Annotated in this window: 21 protein-coding genes; 13 read left to right on the top strand and 8 right to left on the bottom strand. The window is 38.6% G+C overall.

The annotated features are described in order from the left end of the window. Window positions 1-79: 79 nt before the first annotated feature. Complete coding sequence (locus tag H8S90_RS17360) at window positions 80-1,981, top strand: long-chain fatty acid--CoA ligase (protein WP_187339117.1); 1,902 nt, start codon at window positions 80-82, stop codon at window positions 1,979-1,981. A gap of 93 nt (window positions 1,982-2,074) precedes the next feature. On the opposite strand, the gene asnB is transcribed toward H8S90_RS17360, so the two are convergent. From asnB to rplU, 4 genes are all read right to left on the bottom strand, one after another. After that, on the bottom strand, window positions 2,075-3,775 hold the full coding sequence (gene asnB / locus H8S90_RS17355) for an asparagine synthase B (protein WP_187339116.1): 1,701 nt from the start codon (window positions 3,773-3,775) through the stop codon (window positions 2,075-2,077). A 199-nt stretch (window positions 3,776-3,974) separates the two neighbouring features. Next, a complete protein-coding gene (locus H8S90_RS17350) occupies window positions 3,975-5,051 on the bottom strand; it encodes an exo-alpha-sialidase (protein WP_255501642.1) in 1,077 nt (358 codons plus the stop codon). Between the two features lie 97 nt (window positions 5,052-5,148). Beyond that, on the bottom strand, window positions 5,149-5,421 hold the full coding sequence (rpmA, locus tag H8S90_RS17345) for a 50S ribosomal protein L27 (RefSeq protein ID WP_187339115.1): 273 nt from the start codon (window positions 5,419-5,421) through the stop codon (window positions 5,149-5,151). A gap of 49 nt (window positions 5,422-5,470) precedes the next feature. Then, window positions 5,471-5,782, bottom strand: a complete 312-nt coding sequence (rplU, locus tag H8S90_RS17340; RefSeq protein ID WP_187339114.1) for a 50S ribosomal protein L21 — start codon at window positions 5,780-5,782, stop codon at window positions 5,471-5,473. 318 nt (window positions 5,783-6,100) lie between these two features. Between rplU and H8S90_RS17335 the strand changes: the two genes are divergently transcribed. Genes H8S90_RS17335 through hutG form a run of 5 tightly spaced genes read left to right on the top strand, consistent with a single transcriptional unit; the run spans window position 6,101 to window position 12,060 of the window. Beyond that, complete coding sequence (locus H8S90_RS17335) at window positions 6,101-6,604, top strand: MarR family winged helix-turn-helix transcriptional regulator (RefSeq protein WP_187339113.1); 504 nt, start codon at window positions 6,101-6,103, stop codon at window positions 6,602-6,604. 16 nt (window positions 6,605-6,620) lie between these two features. Then, on the top strand, window positions 6,621-8,183 hold the full coding sequence (gene hutH, locus H8S90_RS17330; RefSeq protein ID WP_187339112.1) for a histidine ammonia-lyase: 1,563 nt from the start codon (window positions 6,621-6,623) through the stop codon (window positions 8,181-8,183). After that, window positions 8,161-9,834: a urocanate hydratase gene (gene hutU / locus H8S90_RS17325; RefSeq protein ID WP_187339111.1), complete on the top strand. Its 1,674-nt coding sequence runs from the start codon at window positions 8,161-8,163 to the stop codon at window positions 9,832-9,834. The genes hutH and hutU overlap by 23 nt, the downstream gene beginning before the upstream one ends. 22 nt (window positions 9,835-9,856) lie before the next feature. Beyond that, window positions 9,857-11,080, top strand: a complete 1,224-nt coding sequence (gene hutI, locus H8S90_RS17320) for an imidazolonepropionase (protein WP_187339110.1) — start codon at window positions 9,857-9,859, stop codon at window positions 11,078-11,080. Next, entirely contained in the window at window positions 11,056-12,060 is a 1,005-nt protein-coding gene (gene hutG / locus H8S90_RS17315) for a formimidoylglutamase (RefSeq protein ID WP_187339109.1), read from the top strand. The genes hutI and hutG overlap by 25 nt, the downstream gene beginning before the upstream one ends. Here the strand turns inward: hutG and H8S90_RS17310 are convergent. Beyond that, window positions 12,057-12,470 (bottom strand): hypothetical protein, encoded by a 414-nt coding sequence (locus tag H8S90_RS17310; RefSeq protein ID WP_255501641.1) that lies wholly within the window; start codon window positions 12,468-12,470, stop codon window positions 12,057-12,059. The genes hutG and H8S90_RS17310 overlap by 4 nt on opposite strands. A 179-nt stretch (window positions 12,471-12,649) precedes the next feature. Further along, a complete protein-coding gene (locus H8S90_RS17305) occupies window positions 12,650-14,068 on the bottom strand; it encodes a dicarboxylate/amino acid:cation symporter (protein ID WP_187339107.1) in 1,419 nt (472 codons plus the stop codon). Between the two features lie 178 nt (window positions 14,069-14,246). Here H8S90_RS17305 and H8S90_RS17300 point away from each other — a divergent pair, with 178 nt between their 5' ends. The 7 genes from H8S90_RS17300 (at window position 14,247) to rnhA (ending at window position 20,021) form a co-directional block, all read left to right on the top strand. Further along, window positions 14,247-14,744: an RNA polymerase sigma factor gene (locus tag H8S90_RS17300; RefSeq protein WP_187339106.1), complete on the top strand. Its 498-nt coding sequence runs from the start codon at window positions 14,247-14,249 to the stop codon at window positions 14,742-14,744. Next, window positions 14,731-15,336 (top strand): hypothetical protein, encoded by a 606-nt coding sequence (locus H8S90_RS17295; protein WP_187339105.1) that lies wholly within the window; start codon window positions 14,731-14,733, stop codon window positions 15,334-15,336. The genes H8S90_RS17300 and H8S90_RS17295 overlap by 14 nt, the downstream gene beginning before the upstream one ends. Before the next feature lie 141 nt (window positions 15,337-15,477). After that, entirely contained in the window at window positions 15,478-15,918 is a 441-nt protein-coding gene (locus H8S90_RS17290; protein ID WP_187339104.1) for a MarR family winged helix-turn-helix transcriptional regulator, read from the top strand. A gap of 43 nt (window positions 15,919-15,961) precedes the next feature. Continuing rightward, window positions 15,962-17,350, top strand: coding sequence for a TolC family protein (locus H8S90_RS17285; protein WP_187339103.1), 1,389 nt, complete (start codon window positions 15,962-15,964; stop codon window positions 17,348-17,350). A 19-nt stretch (window positions 17,351-17,369) separates the two neighbouring features. Next, window positions 17,370-18,329 (top strand): HlyD family secretion protein, encoded by a 960-nt coding sequence (locus H8S90_RS17280; RefSeq protein WP_187339102.1) that lies wholly within the window; start codon window positions 17,370-17,372, stop codon window positions 18,327-18,329. A gap of 14 nt (window positions 18,330-18,343) precedes the next feature. Then, window positions 18,344-19,522 carry an ABC transporter permease gene (locus H8S90_RS17275; RefSeq protein ID WP_187339101.1) on the top strand — a complete coding sequence of 393 codons (1,179 nt, stop codon included), beginning with the start codon at window positions 18,344-18,346 and terminating at the stop codon, window positions 19,520-19,522. Window positions 19,523-19,565: 43 nt separating this feature from the next. Beyond that, window positions 19,566-20,021 (top strand): ribonuclease HI, encoded by a 456-nt coding sequence (rnhA, locus tag H8S90_RS17270; protein WP_187339100.1) that lies wholly within the window; start codon window positions 19,566-19,568, stop codon window positions 20,019-20,021. 38 nt (window positions 20,022-20,059) lie between these two features. Here rnhA and H8S90_RS17265 read toward each other — a convergent pair whose 3' ends face one another. Then, window positions 20,060-20,707, bottom strand: coding sequence for a carbohydrate-binding family 9-like protein (locus H8S90_RS17265; RefSeq protein ID WP_187339099.1), 648 nt, complete (start codon window positions 20,705-20,707; stop codon window positions 20,060-20,062). A 139-nt stretch (window positions 20,708-20,846) separates the two neighbouring features. Continuing rightward, the gene (locus H8S90_RS17260) at window positions 20,847-21,977 is read right to left on the bottom strand and encodes a phosphotransferase enzyme family protein (protein ID WP_187339098.1); all 1,131 of its coding nucleotides are present in this window, start codon (window positions 21,975-21,977) and stop codon (window positions 20,847-20,849) included. Window positions 21,978-22,012 lie beyond the last annotated feature (35 nt).

Here is a 22,012-nt window from a genome sequence, read left to right as displayed (position 1 = left end):
ACCCGTTGAAGTGTAGTTCAGACAATTACACCCGGGCATTTATATATCATGAAAAGTAGTATAGAATAAAGTAAAAGCAATGAACCCCATCGATACCGATATGACCGTTCCGGCGATGTTAAGGAATGTCGTCAAAAACATTCATCCCATTACTCATCCCTTTCTTATTCATTATCAAGATCAATCCTGGAAAGAAATCTCTTATCATACTGCCATAGCCCATATTGACGCCGTTTCTGCCTATTTGCTGTCTATCGGAATAAGAAAAGGAGACCGTGCGGCTTTGTTACTTGAAAACTCTCCTTTTTATGTATATTTTGATCAAGGGATACAACAAATAGGTGTTGTAAATGTTTCTATTTACCCTACCTTACCTGAAAGTGATACTGAATATATTCTAAACGATTCAGGAGCACGCACTATTATTGTTAATACTCCTTTTCTGTTACGTAAAATTCTAAAAATTGCTAATAATTGCCCTTCACTTATGCGGATTATACCGACTTTTGATGGTTATGAAAAGTATACCTATTCTCTCAAACTAACAGCTGGAGTAATTCCTTTTCATAAAGTTATTGAAGAAGGTAAATCATTGGTATATAATTTCGCAAAAGATATAGCGAGTGCGCGTGAAGGCTTATTAATTTCTGACATCTCTACACTTATTTATACCAGTGGAACCACTGGTACTCCCAAAGGTGTAATGCTAACTCACGCTAATTTGACAAATAATGTAAAGGGATGTTTAGATCAGATCCCTGTTGTTGATCAAGACGATATTTTCCTATCTTTCCTGCCATTATCTCATGTTTTTGAGCGGACGGCAACTTATCACGTATGTCTAGCGTTGGGTGCTAGAATAGCCTTTGCTCAAAGCATTGATTTGCTGGCTAAAAACATGTACGAAGTAAAGCCTACCGTTATGTGTGCAGTACCTAGGCTATTGGAGAAAATTCACGATAAGGCGTTAAAAAACGGCACAGAACAGGGGCTTATTAAGGCCAGAATATTCAACTGGGCTGTCAAGACAGGAAAGACGGTTAGAGAAAAAAAAGAAAGGTTAAAAAAAATCAACCCGATTTTATCTGCACAACATAAACTGGCAGATAAATTGGTTTTCGGCAAAATTAAAGAAAAGACAGGAGGAAAATTAAAGTTTATGATCTCAGGCGGTGGCGCACTACCACAAAATGTGGGTGAATTTTTTGGTAATATCGGCATTAAAGTATTAGAGGGCTATGGCTTGACAGAAACTTCTCCGGTCGTAGCGGTAACAGAGTTTTACAGGCAAGTTTACGGTACCGTAGGACGTATTCTACCAGGTATAGAAGTAGCTATACAGCATGTTGACACCCTAGAAATATTCACAAAACAAAATCATCAAAGTTTTGATCCTAGTCTTAATAGCGAGGAAGGGGAGATTATTATTCGGGGCCATTGCATTATGAAAGGCTATTGGAACAAACCTGAAGAAACGCAAAGTGTAATAGATTCGGATGGTTGGTTTCATACCGGAGATATTGGTAAATTTTATAAGGGCAATCTAAAAATAACTGATCGATTAAAAAATATGCTGGTAAATGCTTACGGGAAAAATGTATACCCTACACCTGTAGAAAACACTTATTTGAAGAGCAAGCGCATCGAGCAAATTTTTCTAATTGGTGATAAACGTGAATACTTAACTGCACTTATTGTGCCTAATCAAGAGCTACTTAAAGAAACTTTTAATCTAAGAGAGAGATATTTCACCAAAGAAAATCCTTTTATCGAAGATGTTGCTATTTTAGATTGGATAGAACAGGATGTCAAGCGCTTATCCAACGAGTTAGCAAAGTTTGAAAGGATTCGGTCGTTCAAAGTGAAACGCACACCTTTTAGTATTGAGTCGGGCGAGCTCACCCCTACCTTAAAAGCAAAAAGAAAAATAATCGAACAAGTCTATGCGCAAAGTATCAATGAACTCTACGAAAACCATTGATCAGATATAAAACCAAAAAAAAAGGTCAAAAAAAACGGGATTAGTAATATCTACTAATCCCTAAATATGCTATTCTTATTTTAACAGGGCTTTTTAAACAGCCAATTTAGCTTTATTATCCTTCTCCTTCTCATAACCGTCGTTGTGTACGTTGGATACAGCCCGGCCTGAAGGATCATTAAGGTTTTGGAAAGAAGCATCCCAAGCCAAAGCCTCTGGTGTACTACAAGCAACCGATTTTACAGATGGCACGCAAGAAGCGGCAGAATCCGAAGGAAAATGCTCACTAAAGATACTTCTGTAATAGTATTCTTCCTTAGACATTGGTGGATTAACAGGAAAACGGTACCTCGCATTTGCCAATTCTTCGTCGGTAACGGCTTTAATAGCTTCAGCCTTTAACGTGTCGATCCAGTTATAACCTACGCCGTCAGAAAATTGCTCTTTTTGACGCCAAGCGATGCTCTCTGGTAAATAATCTTCAAAAGCTTTGCGGAGAATCCATTTTTCCATTTTTCCATTACCAGCCATTTTATCTGCAGGGTTCAATCGCATTGCAATATCCATAAATTCCTTGTCTAAAAATGGAACTCTCCCTTCAATTCCCCATGCTGCCAAAGATTTGTTGGCACGTAGGCAATCATACAAATGGAGTTTTCCTAGCTTACGTACCGTTTCCTCATGAAATGCTTGTGGGTTTGGAGCCTTGTGAAAATATAAATATCCTCCAAACAATTCATCTGAACCTTCACCACTTAACACCATTTTTATACCCATAGATTTAATAACTCTACCTAAAAGGTACATAGGAGTAGATGCACGGATAGTTGTAACATCATACGTTTCCAAGTGATAGATCACGTCTCGAATGGCATCCAATCCCTCTTGGATAGTAAAATGTATTTCATGGTGTATAGTGCCGATATGATCAGCTGCCTTCTGCGCAGCTGCCAAATCTGGAGAGCCTTTTAAACCTACTGCAAAAGAATGAAGAGCGGGGTACCAAGCATTCTCGCGATCATCTGTTTCGATACGTTTCGATGCAAATTTCTTTGTAATAGCTGCAATAATGGAAGAGTCTAAACCACCAGATAGTAATACCCCGTAGGGCACATCAGACATCATTTGCCGGTGCACAGCATCCTCTAATCCTTTACGTAGAACAGCTATATCAGATACGTTCGTTTCAACATCTGCATAGTCACGCCATGCTCTTTTATACCAAGGCTGAAAATCCTGCCCTTGCTTGCTGTAAATATAATGACCCGGCTTAAATTCTTCAATTTTATTACAAATGCCCTCTAAGGCTTTCAGTTCAGAAGAAACATAAAAATTCCCCTTTTTATCCCATCCCATATAAAAAGGGATAATGCCTATATGGTCTCGTGCAATTAAATAAACATCATTTGCTATATCATAAAGTGCAAAAGCAAAAATACCATTTAAATCTTCTAGAAAATCTATTCCCTTTTCCTTATAAAGCGCTAAGATTACTTCACAATCAGAATTAGTGGAAAAATTATAATTTGGGAGCCTTTCACGGAGTTCACGATGATTGTAAATCTCTCCGTTAACTGCCAGCACAACACTTTTATCTTCACTGTACAATGGTTGTTTACCTGATTGCGGGTCTACAATTGCCAAACGCTCGTGCGCTAATATGGCTTTATCTGAGCTGTAGATGCCCGACCAGTCAGGACCACGGTGACGAATTTTTTTGGACATCTCCAATACTTGAGGACGGAGATCCTGTGATTTAACCTTTAAATCAAATGCACCAATAATTCCACACATAAATCAATTTTTTTATCAGCTTTTTATACAATTATAAATGTACACAAATTAACGAAAAATTATTCGATATTTGCAATATATTAATATTATTTTAATAATTTTAACAACAATTGTTACATTTCTTTGAAAAATCATACAAAACAATAGCATTAATATTGAATACATTACTTCGATAAAAACCTGCACAAGCTATTGTTTATCAAGGCTTAAACTTAATGTATTTTATACACTTTCTATCATAAGTATATACCATATGGATAAAACCATCTGCACTTTGAATAATGGCCGGATAGCTATATTCTCCCTTTTCTTTTTCTTCCAATGTATGAACTTCTTCCCAGTTTATGCCATCGGTAGATGAAGCAAGCTTCAAAACAGAACGTCCCTCCCACCAGTTTTTACCGGCCAGTAAAGGATTATAAACTAAAAGCTGTAAACCGTTTGATAATGTTACCGCATCTGATCCTGAATTGGGGTTAGGTAAATGGGTAGGATCAAGCGCTGTCCAATTTTTTCCATTATCATACGACCAGCTACTCACAATTTTATTATTACGACTTCTAGCTAATAATTGCAAGCGGTTGTCTTTATAAGACAATATACTTGGCTGTATAGCATTAAAATTATTGTTATCAATTGCTATTCTCTTCCAATTATTTCCTAAACTGTCACTTTTCTCCAAATGAATACGCCACTTTTTATCGTCTATGCTCTCGGTACTTGATGGGTAAAGAATATCACCGTTGGCTAACTGTAGTGGTTTGTTCTTAATCGGCCCCAACATATTTTCCGGAAGTTTCTTTGGTTTGCTCCATGTAGAGCCTTTATCATCTGAAACAATCACTTCCGCCCACCATTCTCTTGGTGATTTGCCTACTTTATAATGTAAAAACAACTTACCAGCTCTCGATTTAAAGAGAACGGGGTTCCAACAGGCTGTCGGTTGACCAAGACTATCAGCTCCTGCAGCTACCTCAATTGGTGCGCTCCAAAAATCACCCATATGATGTGATACCCATATACCAACATCCGCATTCCCTTCGTGTTTACCCGCAAACCAAGCCGCTATTAAATGTCCATCCCCGGCATCTACTATAGTGGCAGCATGGCAACTTTCAAATGGAGCTTCGGTAAAAACGAACTCATCCTTTATATATTGTGGTTGGGCAATTATCATTTCACCTTCCTGCGCATCTGCGCTCCCTAACTTTAAACCGAAAATTAAGATAAACCATATTGCTCGCTTTAAAAAATTTATATAAAAATGCTGCTTCATTAGATTGAACAATTTACCACTATTAAATAAAAAACCGTAAACAACTATAAAGATAGCCGTTTACGGTTATAATTCTTTTTTTATAGCTTAAAGAATACTAAGCGGTTGCGTTGTTTTCTACAGGAACTACCGACACATATGATTTATTGTCAGCTTTCTTACGGAATACAACTTTTCCATCAACTAATGCAAACAAGGTATGATCTTTACCTAACCCTACATTTTTGTCTGGATGATGTTTTGTACCCCTTTGACGTACGATTATATTACCTGCAACAGCATGTTGACCACCAAAAATTTTAACACCTAATCGTTTGCTATGTGATTCGCGACCGTTCTTTGAACTACCCGCACCTTTTTTATGAGCCATGTTTTATTTCCTTTATGATAGGCATCCCTATCTCATTTAAAAATCAATTTTATAAAGTAATTCCAGTGATCTGGATCTTAGTGAATTGCTGACGGTGACCATTTTTCTTTTTATAACCTTTACGGCGTTTCTTCTTGAAAACAATCACTTTATCTCCTTTTAAATGCGACAAAATTTTAGCCGAGACCTTAGCGCCAGCTACACTTGGAGTTCCAACTGTAAACTTACCGCCATCTTCTGCTAACAATACATTGTCAAATTCAATACTAGCGCCCTCATCCCCCTGTAAACGGTGCACGAAAAGATGTTGGTCTTTTGCAACCTTAAATTGCTGTCCGGCTATATTTACTATTGCGTACATTGTTAATAATTTAAAATATTTAATAGTTCTGTTAAAAATTCGAAGCGCAAAGATATGCTTAATAATTTAAAACTGCAAGATTTTACACTTAATAAACACATCTACTCCAAAATTAGTAATTATCCTATGCAAATGCTTCCCAATAGCTTCTGTTCAAAAACATAACGTGTGTAGAGGCTCCTCGCTAACCATGTGCTATTTTTTGTTGTTGATATATTGTCTGACGATAGTATTCACGCAGTTTTGGATATAAAAAATTAAATCATTATACTTGTATAAGTGCTTATATATTTACTGCATTTATAAATCTACCTCCCAATGGATTTTTATCAGAGATTAGGCTATTTAATCCTAGGCAGTAGGCTTAGGCGTTTAAGTGAATCTTATATTGGGGAAATAAACAAAGTGTACCAATCCTTGGATATTTCCTTTGACACTAGTTGGTTTCCTTTCTTTTATGTCCTATCAAACCAAAAGGAAGTCTCCTTGATTGATCTATCTCAACAACTCCAAATATCTCATTCATCCGTTAGCCAGATGATCAACAACCTTCGCAAAAAGGCATTAGTAAAAACTATAAAAGACCCGAAAGATGCTCGTATAAAACTAGTTACGCTTTCTATAGAAGGTAAAAAATTGTTAAAAAAAATCAAGCCCGTTTGGCAGGCGATTGAAAATAGCCTACAATTACTAGAACAGCGAGATGATTCTTTACAGGAGCTGCTATTTACTTTAACGACGCTGGAGAACCAACTGAAAAAACATCCACTGGCTGATCTCATTCTCGATCAGATTAAGTTGAAAGAGGAGGTTTTTAACTAAATAGATTGCAACACATATGGTATTCAAATACGGAATTGATAAGCTAACATCCGCCAGTGCATTGGCCATTGCAAGTGGCTCATTAAGTGGTGTGATAGATACTTTTGCCATGAGCAAAGTGAAAAAGAGCTGTTCGCATATTGATGAGATCGTTAACAACGAGCAGGTAGTATATGGTGTTAATACTGGATTCGGACCCTTATGCGACACTAAAATATCTGCAGCAGATACTACCCAGCTGCAACACAATTTATTAAAGAGCCACGCCGTAGGTGTTGGGAATCTGGTTTCGCCAGAAATTTCAAAAACCATGCTCATTATTAAGCTGCATGCCTTATGTATGGGATATTCAGGGATACGTCCTAGAACAATAGCGCGTATATTATGGATGATAGACCACAATATTTTACCTTGCGTACCCGAACAGGGTTCTGTAGGGGCTTCGGGAGATTTGGCTCCCCTATCACATTTATTTTTACCACTTATCGGCCTAGGTGAGGTATATTATAAAGGACAAATCACACGTACCGAAGCTGTTCTAAAGAAAAAAAATCTTGAACCATTAACGCTAGGCCCTAAAGAGGGTTTAGCCCTTATAAACGGTACACAATTTATAGCTGCTCATGCAGTCCAAGCTATAGCAAAATTGCACAACTTGCTGGACGCAGCCGATATTATCGGTGCAATGTCACTCGAGGGGTTAATGGGTTCGATCAAACCATTCGATCCTAGATTGCATCACTTACGTCCATTTCAGGGTAATCAATATGTAGCCAACCGTCTATGGACGTTACTCAAAGATTCTGCTATCCTGCAGTCGCACGTGGATTGCAAGCGCGTCCAGGACCCCTACTCCTTAAGATGTATGCCTCAGGTACATGGCGCCTCTCGAACAGCGTGGCTACACCTGAAACAGCTTCTAGAAATTGAGCTTAACGCAGTTACCGATAATCCCATTATTCTAGGCTCAAGGGATACAATAAGTGGTGGTAATTTTCACGGTCAACCTTTAGCCATCCCTCTTGATTATGTCGCTATTGCTGCCGCTGAACTCGGGAACATATCAGACAGACGAAGCTACCTAATAATAGAGGGTAGGTACGGATTACCCAAATTACTTATTCAAGATGCGGGACTTAATTCAGGCTTCATGATCCCACAATACACCACGGCAGCATTAGTGTCTGAAAACAAAGGTCTATGTTTTCCGGCAAGTGCAGATAGCATACCAACATCTCTAGGACAAGAAGACCATGTATCCATGGGTTCAATAAGCGGTAGGAAGTTGAATCGTATCATTGACAATCTACAATATATATTAGCTGTGGAATTACTATATGCCACACAGGCACTTGACTTCAGACATCCATTACAATCAACACCTATTTTACAGGCCTGCCATCGTGAAGTACGTAAAGTTGTAAGTTATGCGAGTGAAGACCGCATTTTTGCGTACGATATCAATGCTTTAAAACAAGTAATAGCGAATGGTGTATTAGTAAATACTGCAAATCAAGCAGCTAAAGATAACCAGATAACTCTAAATAAAGACGAATATGAACAGTTCCGACTTTCTTGAGAAATATGCTAACCATCCTCGCTACCAAGCCCCAGTAGGCAAGCAACTGCATGCAAGAAACTGGCAAACCGAAGCAGCTATACGTATGTTACTGAACAATCTTGATGCTACTGTAGCCGAAGACCCAGATCAACTGGTTATTTATGGGGGCACCGGCCAGGCTGCTCGCAATGTAGACGCCCTCCGCAACATTATTTCCGTATTATTGGAGTTAGATCTAGACCATTCTTTATTGATACAATCGGGAAAAGCCGTTGGAATTGTAAGATCCACACCAGAAGCTCCCAGAGTTCTAATTGCCAACAGCAATTTAGTACCTGTGTGGGCAACTTGGGATCATTTTAATGAACTTCGGGGAAAAGGACTGATGATGTACGGACAGATGACTGCTGGAAGTTGGGTTTACATAGGCAGCCAGGGCATTTTACAAGGCACTTACGAAACGTTTATAGAATGTGGTAATCAGCATTTTTCTGGCGATCTTTCCGGAAGGTTATTGGTAACAGCAGGCCTAGGTGGTATGGGAGGGGCGCAACCATTAGCAGCAACCATGGCCGGAGCAATATTCCTCGGAGCTGATGCGAATCCAGATAGGATAAAAAAAAGGCTCCAAAGCCAGTATATTGACAGAATGACCTATTCTTTTGAGGAAGCCGTCCAGTGGATCAATGAGGCTAAATCGGATAAAACGGCGCTCTCTATTGGACTTGTTAGCGATGCCGGCGACATGCTTGAAAAACTATTAAACAGGCATATCATTCCGGATATCTTAACAGATCAGACATCTGCGCACGATCCAATCAACGGTTACATACCAAATGGATTGAGCTTGGAAGCTGCGGCCGACTTAAGAAAAAGAGACCCCAATCAATATAAAGAGTTAGCTATCAAGAGCATGGCAAGACATGTACAATACATGTTGTTGCTCCAACAAAAGGGGGCTATCACTTTTGACTATGGAAACAATTTACGGGAATTTGCCAAACAGGGGGGAATAAAGAACGCTTTCGATTTTCCCGGTTTCACGCCTGCCTATATACGACCGCTATTCTGCGAAGGAAAAGGGCCTTTTCGATGGGTAGCATTATCAGGAGACTCCGAAGATATTTATACAACAGACAAGGCACTTATGGAGCTTTTTCCTCAAAATATGCCGTTAAAAAACTGGCTTGAGAAAGCCCAGAAACGAGTCAGCTTTCAAGGATTACCGGCAAGGATCTGTTGGTTGGGTATGGGAGAGCGAGAAAAAGCCGGACTGCTATTTAACGAACTGGTGCGTACCAGAAAGGTAAAAGCACCCATTGTCATTGGAAGGGATCACTTGGATTGTGGATCGGTAGCTTCGCCAAATAGGGAGACGGAAGCCATGCTGGATGGCTCTGATGCCGTATCCGATTGGCCGCTACTTAACCTCATGAGCAATACGGCTGGTGGCGCCACGTGGGTATCATTCCACCATGGCGGTGGCGTAGGAATGGGTTATTCTCAACATGCAGGAATGGTTATTGTTGCTGATGGCACAACACTTGCCGACAGATGTCTACGTAGAGTACTCTTTAATGATCCTGCAATGGGTATCTACCGACATACAGACGCGAGGTATGAAAAAGCAGTCGCATGGGCCAAGAAGTTTAATTTAAAGACTTGGTAATATATCAATAAAATATATTTCTATGAAAATTATAGGTCCATTTACCCAGATCGTTCCGTTAGCAGACTTACCATTTAAAGGTCGCTTAAACGACGATGCCTTGACAGTCATTTATGATGCCGGAGTACTCGTAAAAGAGCATAACATCGTAGCGGTTGACACTTTTGAAAAATTACGTAGGGAGTATACTGCCACTCCAATTGAACACATTCACGATAAACTAGCCCTGATCCCAGGATTTATCGATTGCCACACACATATTTGCTATGCGGGCAGTCGCGCAAAAGACTATGCATCGCGTGTGTCTGGTAAAAGTTACTTAGAAATTGCTCAGGCCGGTGGTGGCATTTGGAATACGGTGAGACAAACAAGACTGGTTTCTGAAAGCGAATTAATACATAGTATTTTGAAACGAGCGGAAAAGCTGTTTAGTGAAGGAGCTACCACCATTGAAGTGAAAAGTGGCTATGGCCTTGAAAGAAATGCTGAACTCAGGATATTAAAGGCTATAGCTTCTGCAAATCAACTGGCATCAGCTGATTTGATTAGCACGTGTCTGGCGGCTCACGTGCTTCCCAAAGATTTTTCTGGCGATGAATCTGATTATTTAGACTTTATAATTGCTGAGCTCATGCCTGTTATCAAAAAAGAGAAGCTCAGTGGTCGTTTTGATATTTTTGTTGAACAGTCGGCTTTCCATATCAAAACCGCTATACCCTTTCTACAGCAGGTTAAAACCGCAGGTTTTGATTTAACTGTTCACGCAGATCAGTTCACTACCGGCGGATCAAAAGTAGCTGTGACCTGCGGAGCAGTGTCCGCCGACCATTTGGAAGCCAGTGGTGAACATGAAATAGCCCTTTTAGCAAAGTCAGCGACAGTTGCTGTTGCCTTACCCGGAGCATCTTTAGGCTTAGGTATGCCTTTTACTCCTGCCCGAAAGCTGCTGGACGCGGGAGCATGCCTGGCTATTGCCAGCGATTGGAATCCTGGGTCAGCCCCGATGGGACAGCTACTCACTCAAGCCGCCATTCTTGGCGCTTACGAGAAACTCTCCTTAAGTGAAACCCTTTCCGCCATAACCTTCAGAGCTGCCAGGGCATTAAATTTAACTGATCGAGGCGCTATAGCGCCAGGTAAAATAGCGGATCTACAAGCTTATCCTACAGACGATTATAGAGATATATTATATCATCAGGGGAGCATGAAACCTTGCAAAATATGGAAAAAAGGACAACAGATATAGTGAGCGACACCTTTTATAACCCACCTACAAAAAGCAACTGGGATGGCCGTAATGATGGTACAGCTGACGAACACTTGCGTTGGCATCAATGGGTTAAGCTGTTACATTTGGATGACCTCCATACAGTTAATAAAAGATCTATCATTTTATTGGGTTTTGCATGCGACGAAGGTGTAATACGTAATAAAGGAAGACTCGGAGCTAGCAACGCTCCACTAGCACTTCGCTCAGCGCTTAGCAACGTTCCAATTCCGGTTAACAAAATAGATATTTACGATGTGGGTGATGTGTTATGTCCTAATGGAGATATGGAAACTGCCCAGTTTCGCTTAGCTGTGGTAGTTAAGGAAATCCTCTCTTCTGGAAACTTTCCTATTCTAATAGGTGGAGGTCATGAGATAAGCTATGGCCATTATCTTGGTATAGCGAAATATTTAAATAAGGAAGATACAAACTTAGGTATCATTAATTTTGATGCGCATTTCGATATACGGAAAGCGGATGAAAATGGCAATAGCTCCGGTACAGCTTTTTGGCAAATAGCGCAACATTGTAAAAATAAAAAACAGACTTTCAATTATTTAGCTTTAGGTATACAAAGAATTAGTAACACAACACATCTATTCCAAACAGCTAATACATTAAACGTACAATATGAATTTTCAGATGAGTTTTTGGCGGCAAATAAAACACGTTTACAAGAACGAATTATCTCCTTTCTTAAGACAACTGATCACATCTATCTAACGATTGATATGGATGTATTCGCTGCAGCTTTTGCACCCGGAGTTAGTGCTTCAGCATATAATGGAATATACCCAGACGACACTTTCTTTTCTTGTTTACGTACTATTATCAATAGCAAGCAAACATTGTCTATTGATCTTGCCGAAGTTAATCCTACATACGATTTGGATAACCGCACTTCCAAATTAGCTGCAGCTATCCTATTTGAAATAATAACAATGATCGCTGATTAATTTCTATCTTCAGCATCATTTAGTATACGCTCTACCTCGCCAATCATCGTTTTCGCCGCATCAAAAAGCTTGGGATCCCCTTTGAAGTCTGAGTCGAACACGACCTCCTTGCTTTTTTCTTTGTAATTAAATTTTAGAGAAAAACGCATTTTATTAGGGTCTGCACTATTTTCTGGCATAGTCATATCTTCCGGAAAGTTCCAGAAACCGTATTCTGTAGCTTTTCTATGAAGATACAATAAATCATCCTTACGAAGCTTCAGGCTAGCAGTAATCACTGAATCCTTTTTATTAATATATTGATAATGTTCCGACGCTGAGTTAAATTTATTGACCATATTTTCGGGAGAGCCATAATTAAACTCAATCGATTCAAAATCAGAGAATCTAAAAGGTGCATTTTTTATCATATTACTATAATAGAAAATACAGTATCCAAGAAATGGAACAATTATACATATATACAAGAATATTTTTTTAGAACGCTCGCTCATTTGGATTAGAAAATAAAAAGTAAAATTTAAAAAATGTTGAGTACAAAGTGAACAAATATACTGAAAACCGACACTTAACGCCCGGAAACGAGTTATTACGATACCCGGTCAGACTCTTCAGGTGTAAACTCGGGTGTCTCGACTTTTAAAATTTCAGTATTTACAGCATTTGGATTATACTCATTTTCCCATCTAGCCACAACCACCGCGGCCAAACAGTTACCAAGCACATTAACAGACGTTCTAGCCATATCCATCAGCTCGTCAATGCCTAGAATAATAAAAATTGGCCAAACTGGTAAACCAAAGGATGCCGCGGTACCCATCAATATCACTAAGGATGCCCTCGGAATACCTGCAACACCTTTACTAGTGATCATTAACGTAAATACCATTAAGAGTTGCTCGCCAAATGATAAATCAATACCAGCGGCCTGAGCAACAAAAACACTTGCCAGCGATAGGTATAACGTTGTCCCATCGAGGTTAAAACTATAACCGGTAGGCATTACAAAGGCTACTATTTTACGAGGCACCCCAATACTCTCCATTGCTTCCATGGCTCTTGGAAGAGCTGCTTCCGAGCTGGTAGTGGCGAAGGCAATAGAAACCGGCTCGCCAACTGCAGCAATGAAACGCCTAATAGGTAAACCTACGATAAGCCCTATAGGTAACAGAACCAATAGAATAAATAGGATTAATGATACATATAAGGTTGCCAATAGTTGAAAAAGGTTAACCAAAACGCCTAATCCCATGTGCCCTACCGTATAAGCCATGGCTGCACCTACCCCTATCGGTGCAAAATACATCACGATGTTTGTAAACTTAAACATGACTTCCGATAAACTTTCCGTAAAGTTCACCATTGGCCGACGTTTCTTTTCTGGAACCATGATCAATGCCAAACCAAAGATAACACTAAATATAACGACCTGTAACACCTCTCCCTCTGCAACGGATTTAGCTATATTTTCTGGAAAAATATGAAGAATAATATCGCTGACTGTTTGCGGCTTTACATCAGGTAATTCCTCATGCTGGTTTGCCGGGGGAATAATTCCTTCACCAGCTTTGGTAATATTGATCGCTGCCAGACCAATGAATAGCGCAATGGTGGTAACAACCTCAAAGTATAATAACGATTTCCATCCCATTCTTCCCACCTGCTTAATATCCGAATGGCCTGCTATACCATAAACTAATGTTGCAAAAATCAATGGAGATACAATGGTCTTTATTAATTTTAGGAAAGCCTTACTCGCCACTTGCAAAGAGACCCCTGCTTGTGGCCAATCGTGACCAATACAGGCACCTATAACCAACGATATTAATATCCAAGCAGTAAGCGTTCTTTTTTTAAAGCCATATAAAATAAGCCCCAGTACCGCCAACCATCTCACACCAAATAAAATATCCGAAGGTACATTTTGAAAGATAAAATCGACAGCGTAAAGAATAGCGGCTAAACTGAAAGTTGATAAGGTGAAAATTACAGAAAATTTTGACTTCATATGTATGGTACGTGCGGTATGAATTTTCACAAAAATAACCATTTAGCCAAACCTTACAACAAATAGATGTAATTTTACCTTATACATATACTAAAAACAGTCGCCTATAAAAGAAAAACAGCCTATAATTTGTAACATTACCTGGCTGTAAAAGTCTAATTTGCAGGTTTTATACAAAATGACGCATAACGAATCGCTATTTAAGGAAATTTTTGATAAAAATAACAGAAAGGTCTACCACCTCTGTTATGGTTATACGGGCGATAGCGATGCAGCCAACGATCTTATGCAGGAAACCTTTATTAAAGTTTGGCAAAACTTAGGCAAATTCAGAAATCAGTCGCAGATATCAACATGGATATACCGTATCGCTGTTAACACCTGTCTCTCCTATCTAAGAGTTGAAAAACGGAAAGCGACCGACGAAATCAACGAGAAGATTATTGAAACCAAAGCAGAAGAAGCAACCGACAAACAGGAGCAGGTTAATCAACTGTATAAGTGCATTGCACAATTGGAAGAAAATGAAAGGATTATTATTACCATGGTATTAGACGAAATACCTTATCAGGAGATTGCTGAAGTATCAGGTATTTCTGAAGGAAACCTGAGAGTAAAAATACATCGTATTAAACACAAGCTAACAGAAATATATAATCGCCATGAAAGATTTTAATGAGTTAAAACAGATTTGGCACGTGCAGAAAGAAAATGAAGAAGTTAGCTATGATGCTATCTTAAATACGGTCAAACAAACTAAAAACAAGTATACCGGTAAGCTTTTAATCCATGTGATAAGCATCGCTATCATTGCCGCTATTACCCTCTATATTTTTATAACGATCCCTTTCTATACCTGGACAACGCAGCTCTCTATGCTAATTGTAATGCTGTGCCTAACCTATTATATGTTTACACAGATCAAGGATTATAGAACAATACATAAAAGTGAAAAATTACTCTACAAACCTGAAGAATTTATCGCTTATCTTACCGCCTATAAACAGCACCGCTACAAGTTTAATACCCGCAATTACACTATATATACCATTTGCTTGTCTATAGCTTTTGCTTTATATCTAGTGGAAATGTCATTTTATGTCACACCACTTCTCTTAGCGCTTTTCATCGCCGCGACGATTGCCTGGTTCCTAATCTGTTATTTCATCTTGATGAAAACTTACATAAAAACAGAGAGTGAAAAACTGGAAAGCTTGATCAATAAACTGGAAACCCTAAAAGATCAGTTTACCGACAGTAATCATTAACAATAAACTGTAGAAAAAACAGACACTCCCGAGTAACCTATCGGTAATTACCGAAAAAAGCTTATTTTAAGAATGCCTCCCTATCGGTATGCATTGGCATTATTTTTGTTAGTTGCATAAACAACTTAATACTCGGATATTATGGGCAAATTTATTTTCAGAGAACGCGAGCTGGTAGACTTTTTAACGGGCAAAACTAACACGGCGATTAACCGGCGATTGATTAGAAACTTCAAAACAGCCAATTTAGAGATAACCATTGAGCAATGGACAGTTTTGAATGTCTTATGGGATAAAGACGGACAAAGCCAACAAGAATTGTCCAACAGCACTTTCAGAGATAAGCCAAGTATTACTCGTTTAATTGATAATCTTGAAAAGCAAAATTTAGTGGTAAGAATTCCCGACAAGGCCGACCGAAGAACTAATCTTGTTTTTTTAACGCATAAGGCAAAAAAACTAAAAGAACCAACCCTTCAAGAAGCAAAAAAAACGATGGAAGAAGCTTTAATAGGAGTAACCGAGATACAACTAGATACTTGTAGAGAGGTGTTGGCGAAGATATTTGATAACTTAAAGTAGAAAGTTGCATATGCAACAGTAAGCTGTATAATTATTTTTTATTATGATCTATTTTAAAGCAAAAAAATTATTAGTGATTCTTTGTTTGTCTGTTGTTCCACTCGCTCTGTATGCACAAACACCTAGCTTGACAGAATTGGCGGAACAAGCGATTGCCAAAAGTTACGATATTGCTAATAAGGAATTAGACATACAGGCAGATCAAGAAACCAGTAAAGGTCTCAAAGAAATATACCTTCCACACCTGGAGGCTGGTGGACGATATGCTTATCTTAACAGTGACCTAACAGTTGATCTTCCGGCAATGGCGTTGCCGCTTATTAATCAAACCTTATTTAATGGTGCTACAACCTTTGGCACCTCGGGCAATTTGTGGACGGCGAACTTAACGGCTAGTATGGTATTGTTTAGTGGCACAAAAGCTCCCAAATTACAAAAAGCTGTTGAACAAAAAATCAAAGGTCAGAGAATCATGCTAGAAAAAGACCGGCAAGAAATTATTTCACAGGTAAGCACCGCCTATGATCAACTGGCCTTATTAGAGCAAGTAAAGCTGGTATTAAAAGAAAGCGAGTTACGTTTAACAGAGGAGAAAAAAACAGCAAACAAAGCTTTCAAATATGGTTTGATTACTTCTTATGAGTTGAATAAAATTGATATTGCTACAGCCACATTGGAAGCCAAGCAGGAAGAATATGAAGGGAAAAAATCCCTGCTCCTTCACCAGCTTCATCAACTGACGGGAATTTCTTTAGATCGACTGGCCTTGATCAACAATGAATTAAGTGCATATAGTGAGCTGAATACTGTAGATAATATCGATAATAGACCTGAAATTGCAGCACTAGATGCAGCCATTGAGGCTAATCAATACAAAGTGAAAGCCGAAGTAACGCATTTTATACCCAAAGTACAAGCGCTGGCATCCGCTCAATACTTGGGCTTAACCAGCGCCAGACTCAACACTCCATATCACCTTCCCATTTCAAATAGCTCAGTTAACTTCCGGGCAAATAGAATTGAGGCTTTTCCAGCCTTTATTGTAGGTATTGGTTTTAAGTGGGACTTATTTGATGGTTTCCAGTCTAAACGAACCATCAATAAGGCGAAGATCGAAGTAAAAAAAGCTGAAAATCAAAGACAACAAGCTGCTGAGTTATTAAATCTAAATCTTCAAAAGGCTAAAACAACATATCAGATTGCCAATAAACAGTTAATAACAAACAGTAAAAGAGAGCAGTCCGCAAAAAAAGCACTACAAATTGCTGTCAAGGAATATCAGGTTGGATTAATTAGACCAGCCGATCGTCTATCGGCAGAAACCGACTATCAACAAGCTGCTTTGGACTATTATCAAGCGGTTTTCAACCAAAGAAGAGCCGCATTAGAATACCTAAAAGCAACCGGAACCCTCTCTATAGATAAATTGTAACAGATTAAAAAATATTACCATGAAGAGAAAAATATATACCTTCAGTCTTTTAGTAGCTATTTTACTTGCTGGTTGCAAGCAAACGCTAAATAACGAAAAAATAGAAGGAAAAATAAATCGCGAGTCGGTTACCATTACGACCAAAATCCCAGGACGTGTCGAGAAACTGAATATACAAGAAGGAGATACGGTATTAAAAGGAGACACGTTAGCGATTTTAGGTATTCCTGAGGTAGATGCCAAAATAGCACAAGCGCTAGGCGCAGTTAAATCTGCAGATGCACAATACAAAATGTCAGAAAATGGAGCAACCAAAAATCAGCTAAAGCAACTTGAGGCTAAACACCACGCTTTGAAAGAGCAATATGAATTTGCTCAAAAATCATTTGACAGAGTAGATGCTATGTTTAGCGATTCATTGATTTCCCCACAAAAATATGATGAAGCTGTCGCAAAATATCAAGGTGCAAAATCACAATATGACGCTGTTGCAGCCGAATTGGAGGAAGTGAAAAATGGCGTTCGGCTTGAACAGCGTTTGATGGCTTTAGGACAAAAAGACAGGGCCAGTGGCGCTTTGCAAGAAGCCGAAGTTGCTTCAAAAGAACGCTACATTATCGCCCCAACGAATATGACTATCGAAACCGTAACACTTCATATAGGAGAATTAGCAACCCCCGGTTATACGTTATTCAGTGGCTATCTACCTGAAAGCACTTGGTTTAGGGTGACAATACCCGAAGCGCATATCGGGCAAATCAAAAAAGGGCAGCAAATCAATATATATGTCCCCTACCTCGACAAAGAATTTACAGGCAAAGTAGCGGTTATAAAGCAGCTGGCAAAATATGCCAATATTACTACCGCATACCCCGATTACGAATTGGAACAGTCATTATATGAACTTAAAATAGTTCCAGACGATAAAAAGGAGGCCGACAGATTGCTGACAAATGCATCTATACTGATTAAAGAATAGAAAAACTAATACATATGAAGAATTTTCTCCAGTTAATAAAAAGAGAATTTGGTCTTTTTTGGGCGAACTCCGTTTTACGAATGATTTTCATTGGAGCGCCAGTAGCATACGGTGTGTTGTTTGGTTTTGTTTACCAAAAGGGTAAGGTGACCGATTTAAATATTATTGTAGTTGACGAAGATAATACAACCATGAGCCATCGACTCATCGATATGCTTAATGATACAGAAACATTACACGTTATAGAAATCAAAGCCGATAATTTTAACTTAAAAGATGACCTTATACGTTATGACGGACAAGCCGTTGTTTATATACCCCGTAAATTTGCCGCTGATATTTATCAAAGCAAATCTCCTGAAGTTAATGTATATATCAATATTGCCAATGTATTAACCGCAAATTTTGCATCAAGAACCATTCAGGTTGTCCTGGCTTCGTTGAACGCCGGCATGGAAATGGAAGCACTTAATAAGAAAGGTACACCCAGCGTTGCGGTATTTGATAAATTTCAGGCCTTCAATGCTAACTACATTAGGTTATACAACCGCTCTTCTAATTACATGAGCTTTTTATGGCCGGGTATGCTGGCAACCATTGTGCAGCAGGTAATTTTATTAGCATTGGCATTAAGCTTCGCGTCAGAATTCGAGAAAGGTACTTTTAACAGTACGTTCCTACCAAGGGTCAAATCGCCCATTGACGCAATACTCGTAAAGTGTGTTCCTTTTTGGCTTATGACTTGCGGCATATGGCTTTTTTTTATCGGTTTACAGTACTTTTTCAGGGTTCCGCTGGCAGCCCATAATGTAATTGCCAATCTTGTTTTAGCGGCTTTATTTATCGTAGCGGTATCATTTATGGGAATATTAGTGAGTATACTAATTCCCAGTCAATTGAAGGCAACCGAAATATTAATGGTAGTAGCGACACCAAGTTTCGTGATCAGTGGTTTTACTTGGCCCTTGAGCCAGATGCCTTTATGGGTAGCATACCTTGCTAAAATGATACCGCTCACCCATTTTTTGGAAGGATATCGCATTTTGCTCATGCAAAACGGAGATTTGCATCATATCCGTCCTCAACTTTTTGGGCTCGTTATCTCTTGCTTAATTTATGGTTTGCTCTGTTTAATAGCCCTTTATTACAAAATGAAAAAAGCTGTATCGATCGGCTCGGCGGATACTAATTGATAAAAGACTAGGAGAATTATAAATTGCTTCTATCTTTGCAGCAATGATTGAGATATTTACCGATGGAGCATCAAGTGGCAACCCTGGCCCTGGCGGTTACGGAGTAATACTCAGAGCAGGGAAATATTATAAAGAACTATCGCAAGGTTTTCGAAGGACCACTAATAACCGTATGGAACTATTGGCAGTTATTGTTGGTTTAGAAGCGTTAAAAAAGCCAGGCAATGAAGTTACGATATATTCTGATTCCAAATATGTGATCGACGCTATCACAAAAAATTGGGTATTCGGCTGGTTAAAAAAAGGATTCTCCGGAAAAAAAAATAAAGACCTTTGGTTGCGGTTTTTACAAGTGTATAAACTGCATCAAGTTAAGTTTGTTTGGGTAAAGGGGCATGCTGGTCACCCAGAAAATGAGCGTTGTGATTATCTGGCAGTTCAAGCCGGGAAAGACAATACCAATCACCAAATCGATCATACCTTCGAAATGGAAAATTAACTTCACAAAACCTTATGGTTATTTGACTATTTGTATTATTATTTAAAAATTAAATCACCGAAAAACTGCGGGAGATGAAAATTTGGTGTAGGGTGTTTTATTTCGCTCCATGAAACAAAATGAGGTTCTGGAAGGTCATCTCCACATTTATAGAAATTTGCCGAGTACCGTTTACCAGCCAAACTCCCGATCTGATCTTCTGTAAACACAGAAAAAGGGATGTTAACCGTTAGTTGCCAAGTAAAATCAGATGAAATCCCGTTTGCAGAATTGATGACACAGTATTTTTTTATAGAAAGAATAACGTCTTTCGCTAAGTATGTTCTATTTGCTTTATTGGAAGTGCCATAGCCGACTAAAGGCGTTCCTATGCAATTGAACTCAAAATTATAATAGTTCAAGCTATTAAAAGAAACAAAAAACTCTACACAACTATCTTTATATACGGGATCATTTACATCATTATATATAGCCCTCAAGTCTTTTTCAGCAACAAGGTATTGAATTAATAAACTATCATTTGTATAAGCAATCTTAAACTCGACTTTAGGCACGTAGTTATAATCTTCCCAGTTGGCGATTTCAATCCGATGGGAGATCAAACTATTCATCCTATCGAGCACATCACGCATATCTGAAGCGTAATCCAATGTTTGTAGGTGCTCAACTTGTAATTTCTTTTTCATACATCTGATAATTTATAATTGGTATTTACCATTCAGTTTCCTCCACATTAAACACAGACAATTAATATCAGGCAATCCAAACAACACATAAAGAATTATAAAAAGCTACTTAAAAAGATAAAAGTCTATAATATTTAAGCTATGTCTGATAAGTATCAGCTTCTTTTCTTACAATGTTGCGCAATAAAGATTCATGCTTTTCAATTTCCTGTACTAATTTCATCTGTGCTTTAGTTCGCTGCAAATTATGTTTTGGGTGATTTATCTTATAATAGGTATCGCCACTTAGATAGTCCGTTAAAAACCTAACCATTTGCATATAGGGTAACAATAAGACACCGTCAACAAGGGAAGTAACTTCCATAGGATAAAGAAAATGATGAGCCGATTCTAGGTATCCTTTTGTGTATGCTTCGAAAAGCGGAATATTTAAAAGCACCTTACGCGTATCAGCTTCATCTTCAGCTGCAGTATTGATAATGGTTCGTATTGCATCACCAAAATCATAAGCCACATATCCCGGCATAACCGTATCAAGATCAATTACACATTGTGCCCGATCATCCCTATTCAATAACACATTATTGAATTTTGTGTCATTATGTGTAATACGCAAAGGTATCTGAGATTTAGCCGCCATGCCGAGCACGGTATTCATTTTATTTTCGCGTTCGAGAATAAAGGTTGTCTCTTCTTTCAATTCGTTTACGCGACCGGCAGCATCCTGCTCAATTGCCTGCTTAAAATGACGCAAACGACTTCCTATATGCAAAAAACTTGGAATAACTTCATGGATATCGAGCGGGTTTAAGTCCGCCAACATCGCTTGGAATTTGCCAAAAGCCCGACCTCCCTCTTTGGCTTGCTGCGTAGTCTCTACAATATCGTAAGTCTTTGTACCTTCAATCAATACAAATATTCTCCAGTAATTATCTTGTTCGTCTTTATGATACAGCGCTCCGTTTTTGGTTGGGATTGGCGTCAACACATGATCTTCCAACGCGCTGACTCCCTCTGATTTCAATTTGTTTTTAATATGGTTGCAAACCTTATCAATGTTTTCCATTAGGTGGTCAACATTTTTGAAAACATTGTTGTTAATTCGTTGCAACATATAGTTTGGTCCGTCAGGACTGTCTGTTAATATTTTATAGGTATCATTAATATGCCCCGAACCAAACGGTGTAATACTCACCGGAGAACCCTCAATAGCAAAACATCCAACAAGTTGTAAATATGTTGTTACTTGGTTATTATCTGTATCAATCATTAAATATATTACTTCTAAAAAAACTTAAGTTGATA

The organism is Olivibacter sp. SDN3, assembly GCF_014334135.1.
GTDB lineage: Bacteria > Bacteroidota > Bacteroidia > Sphingobacteriales > Sphingobacteriaceae > Olivibacter.
This window is presented reverse-complemented; position numbering and strand designations above follow the sequence as displayed.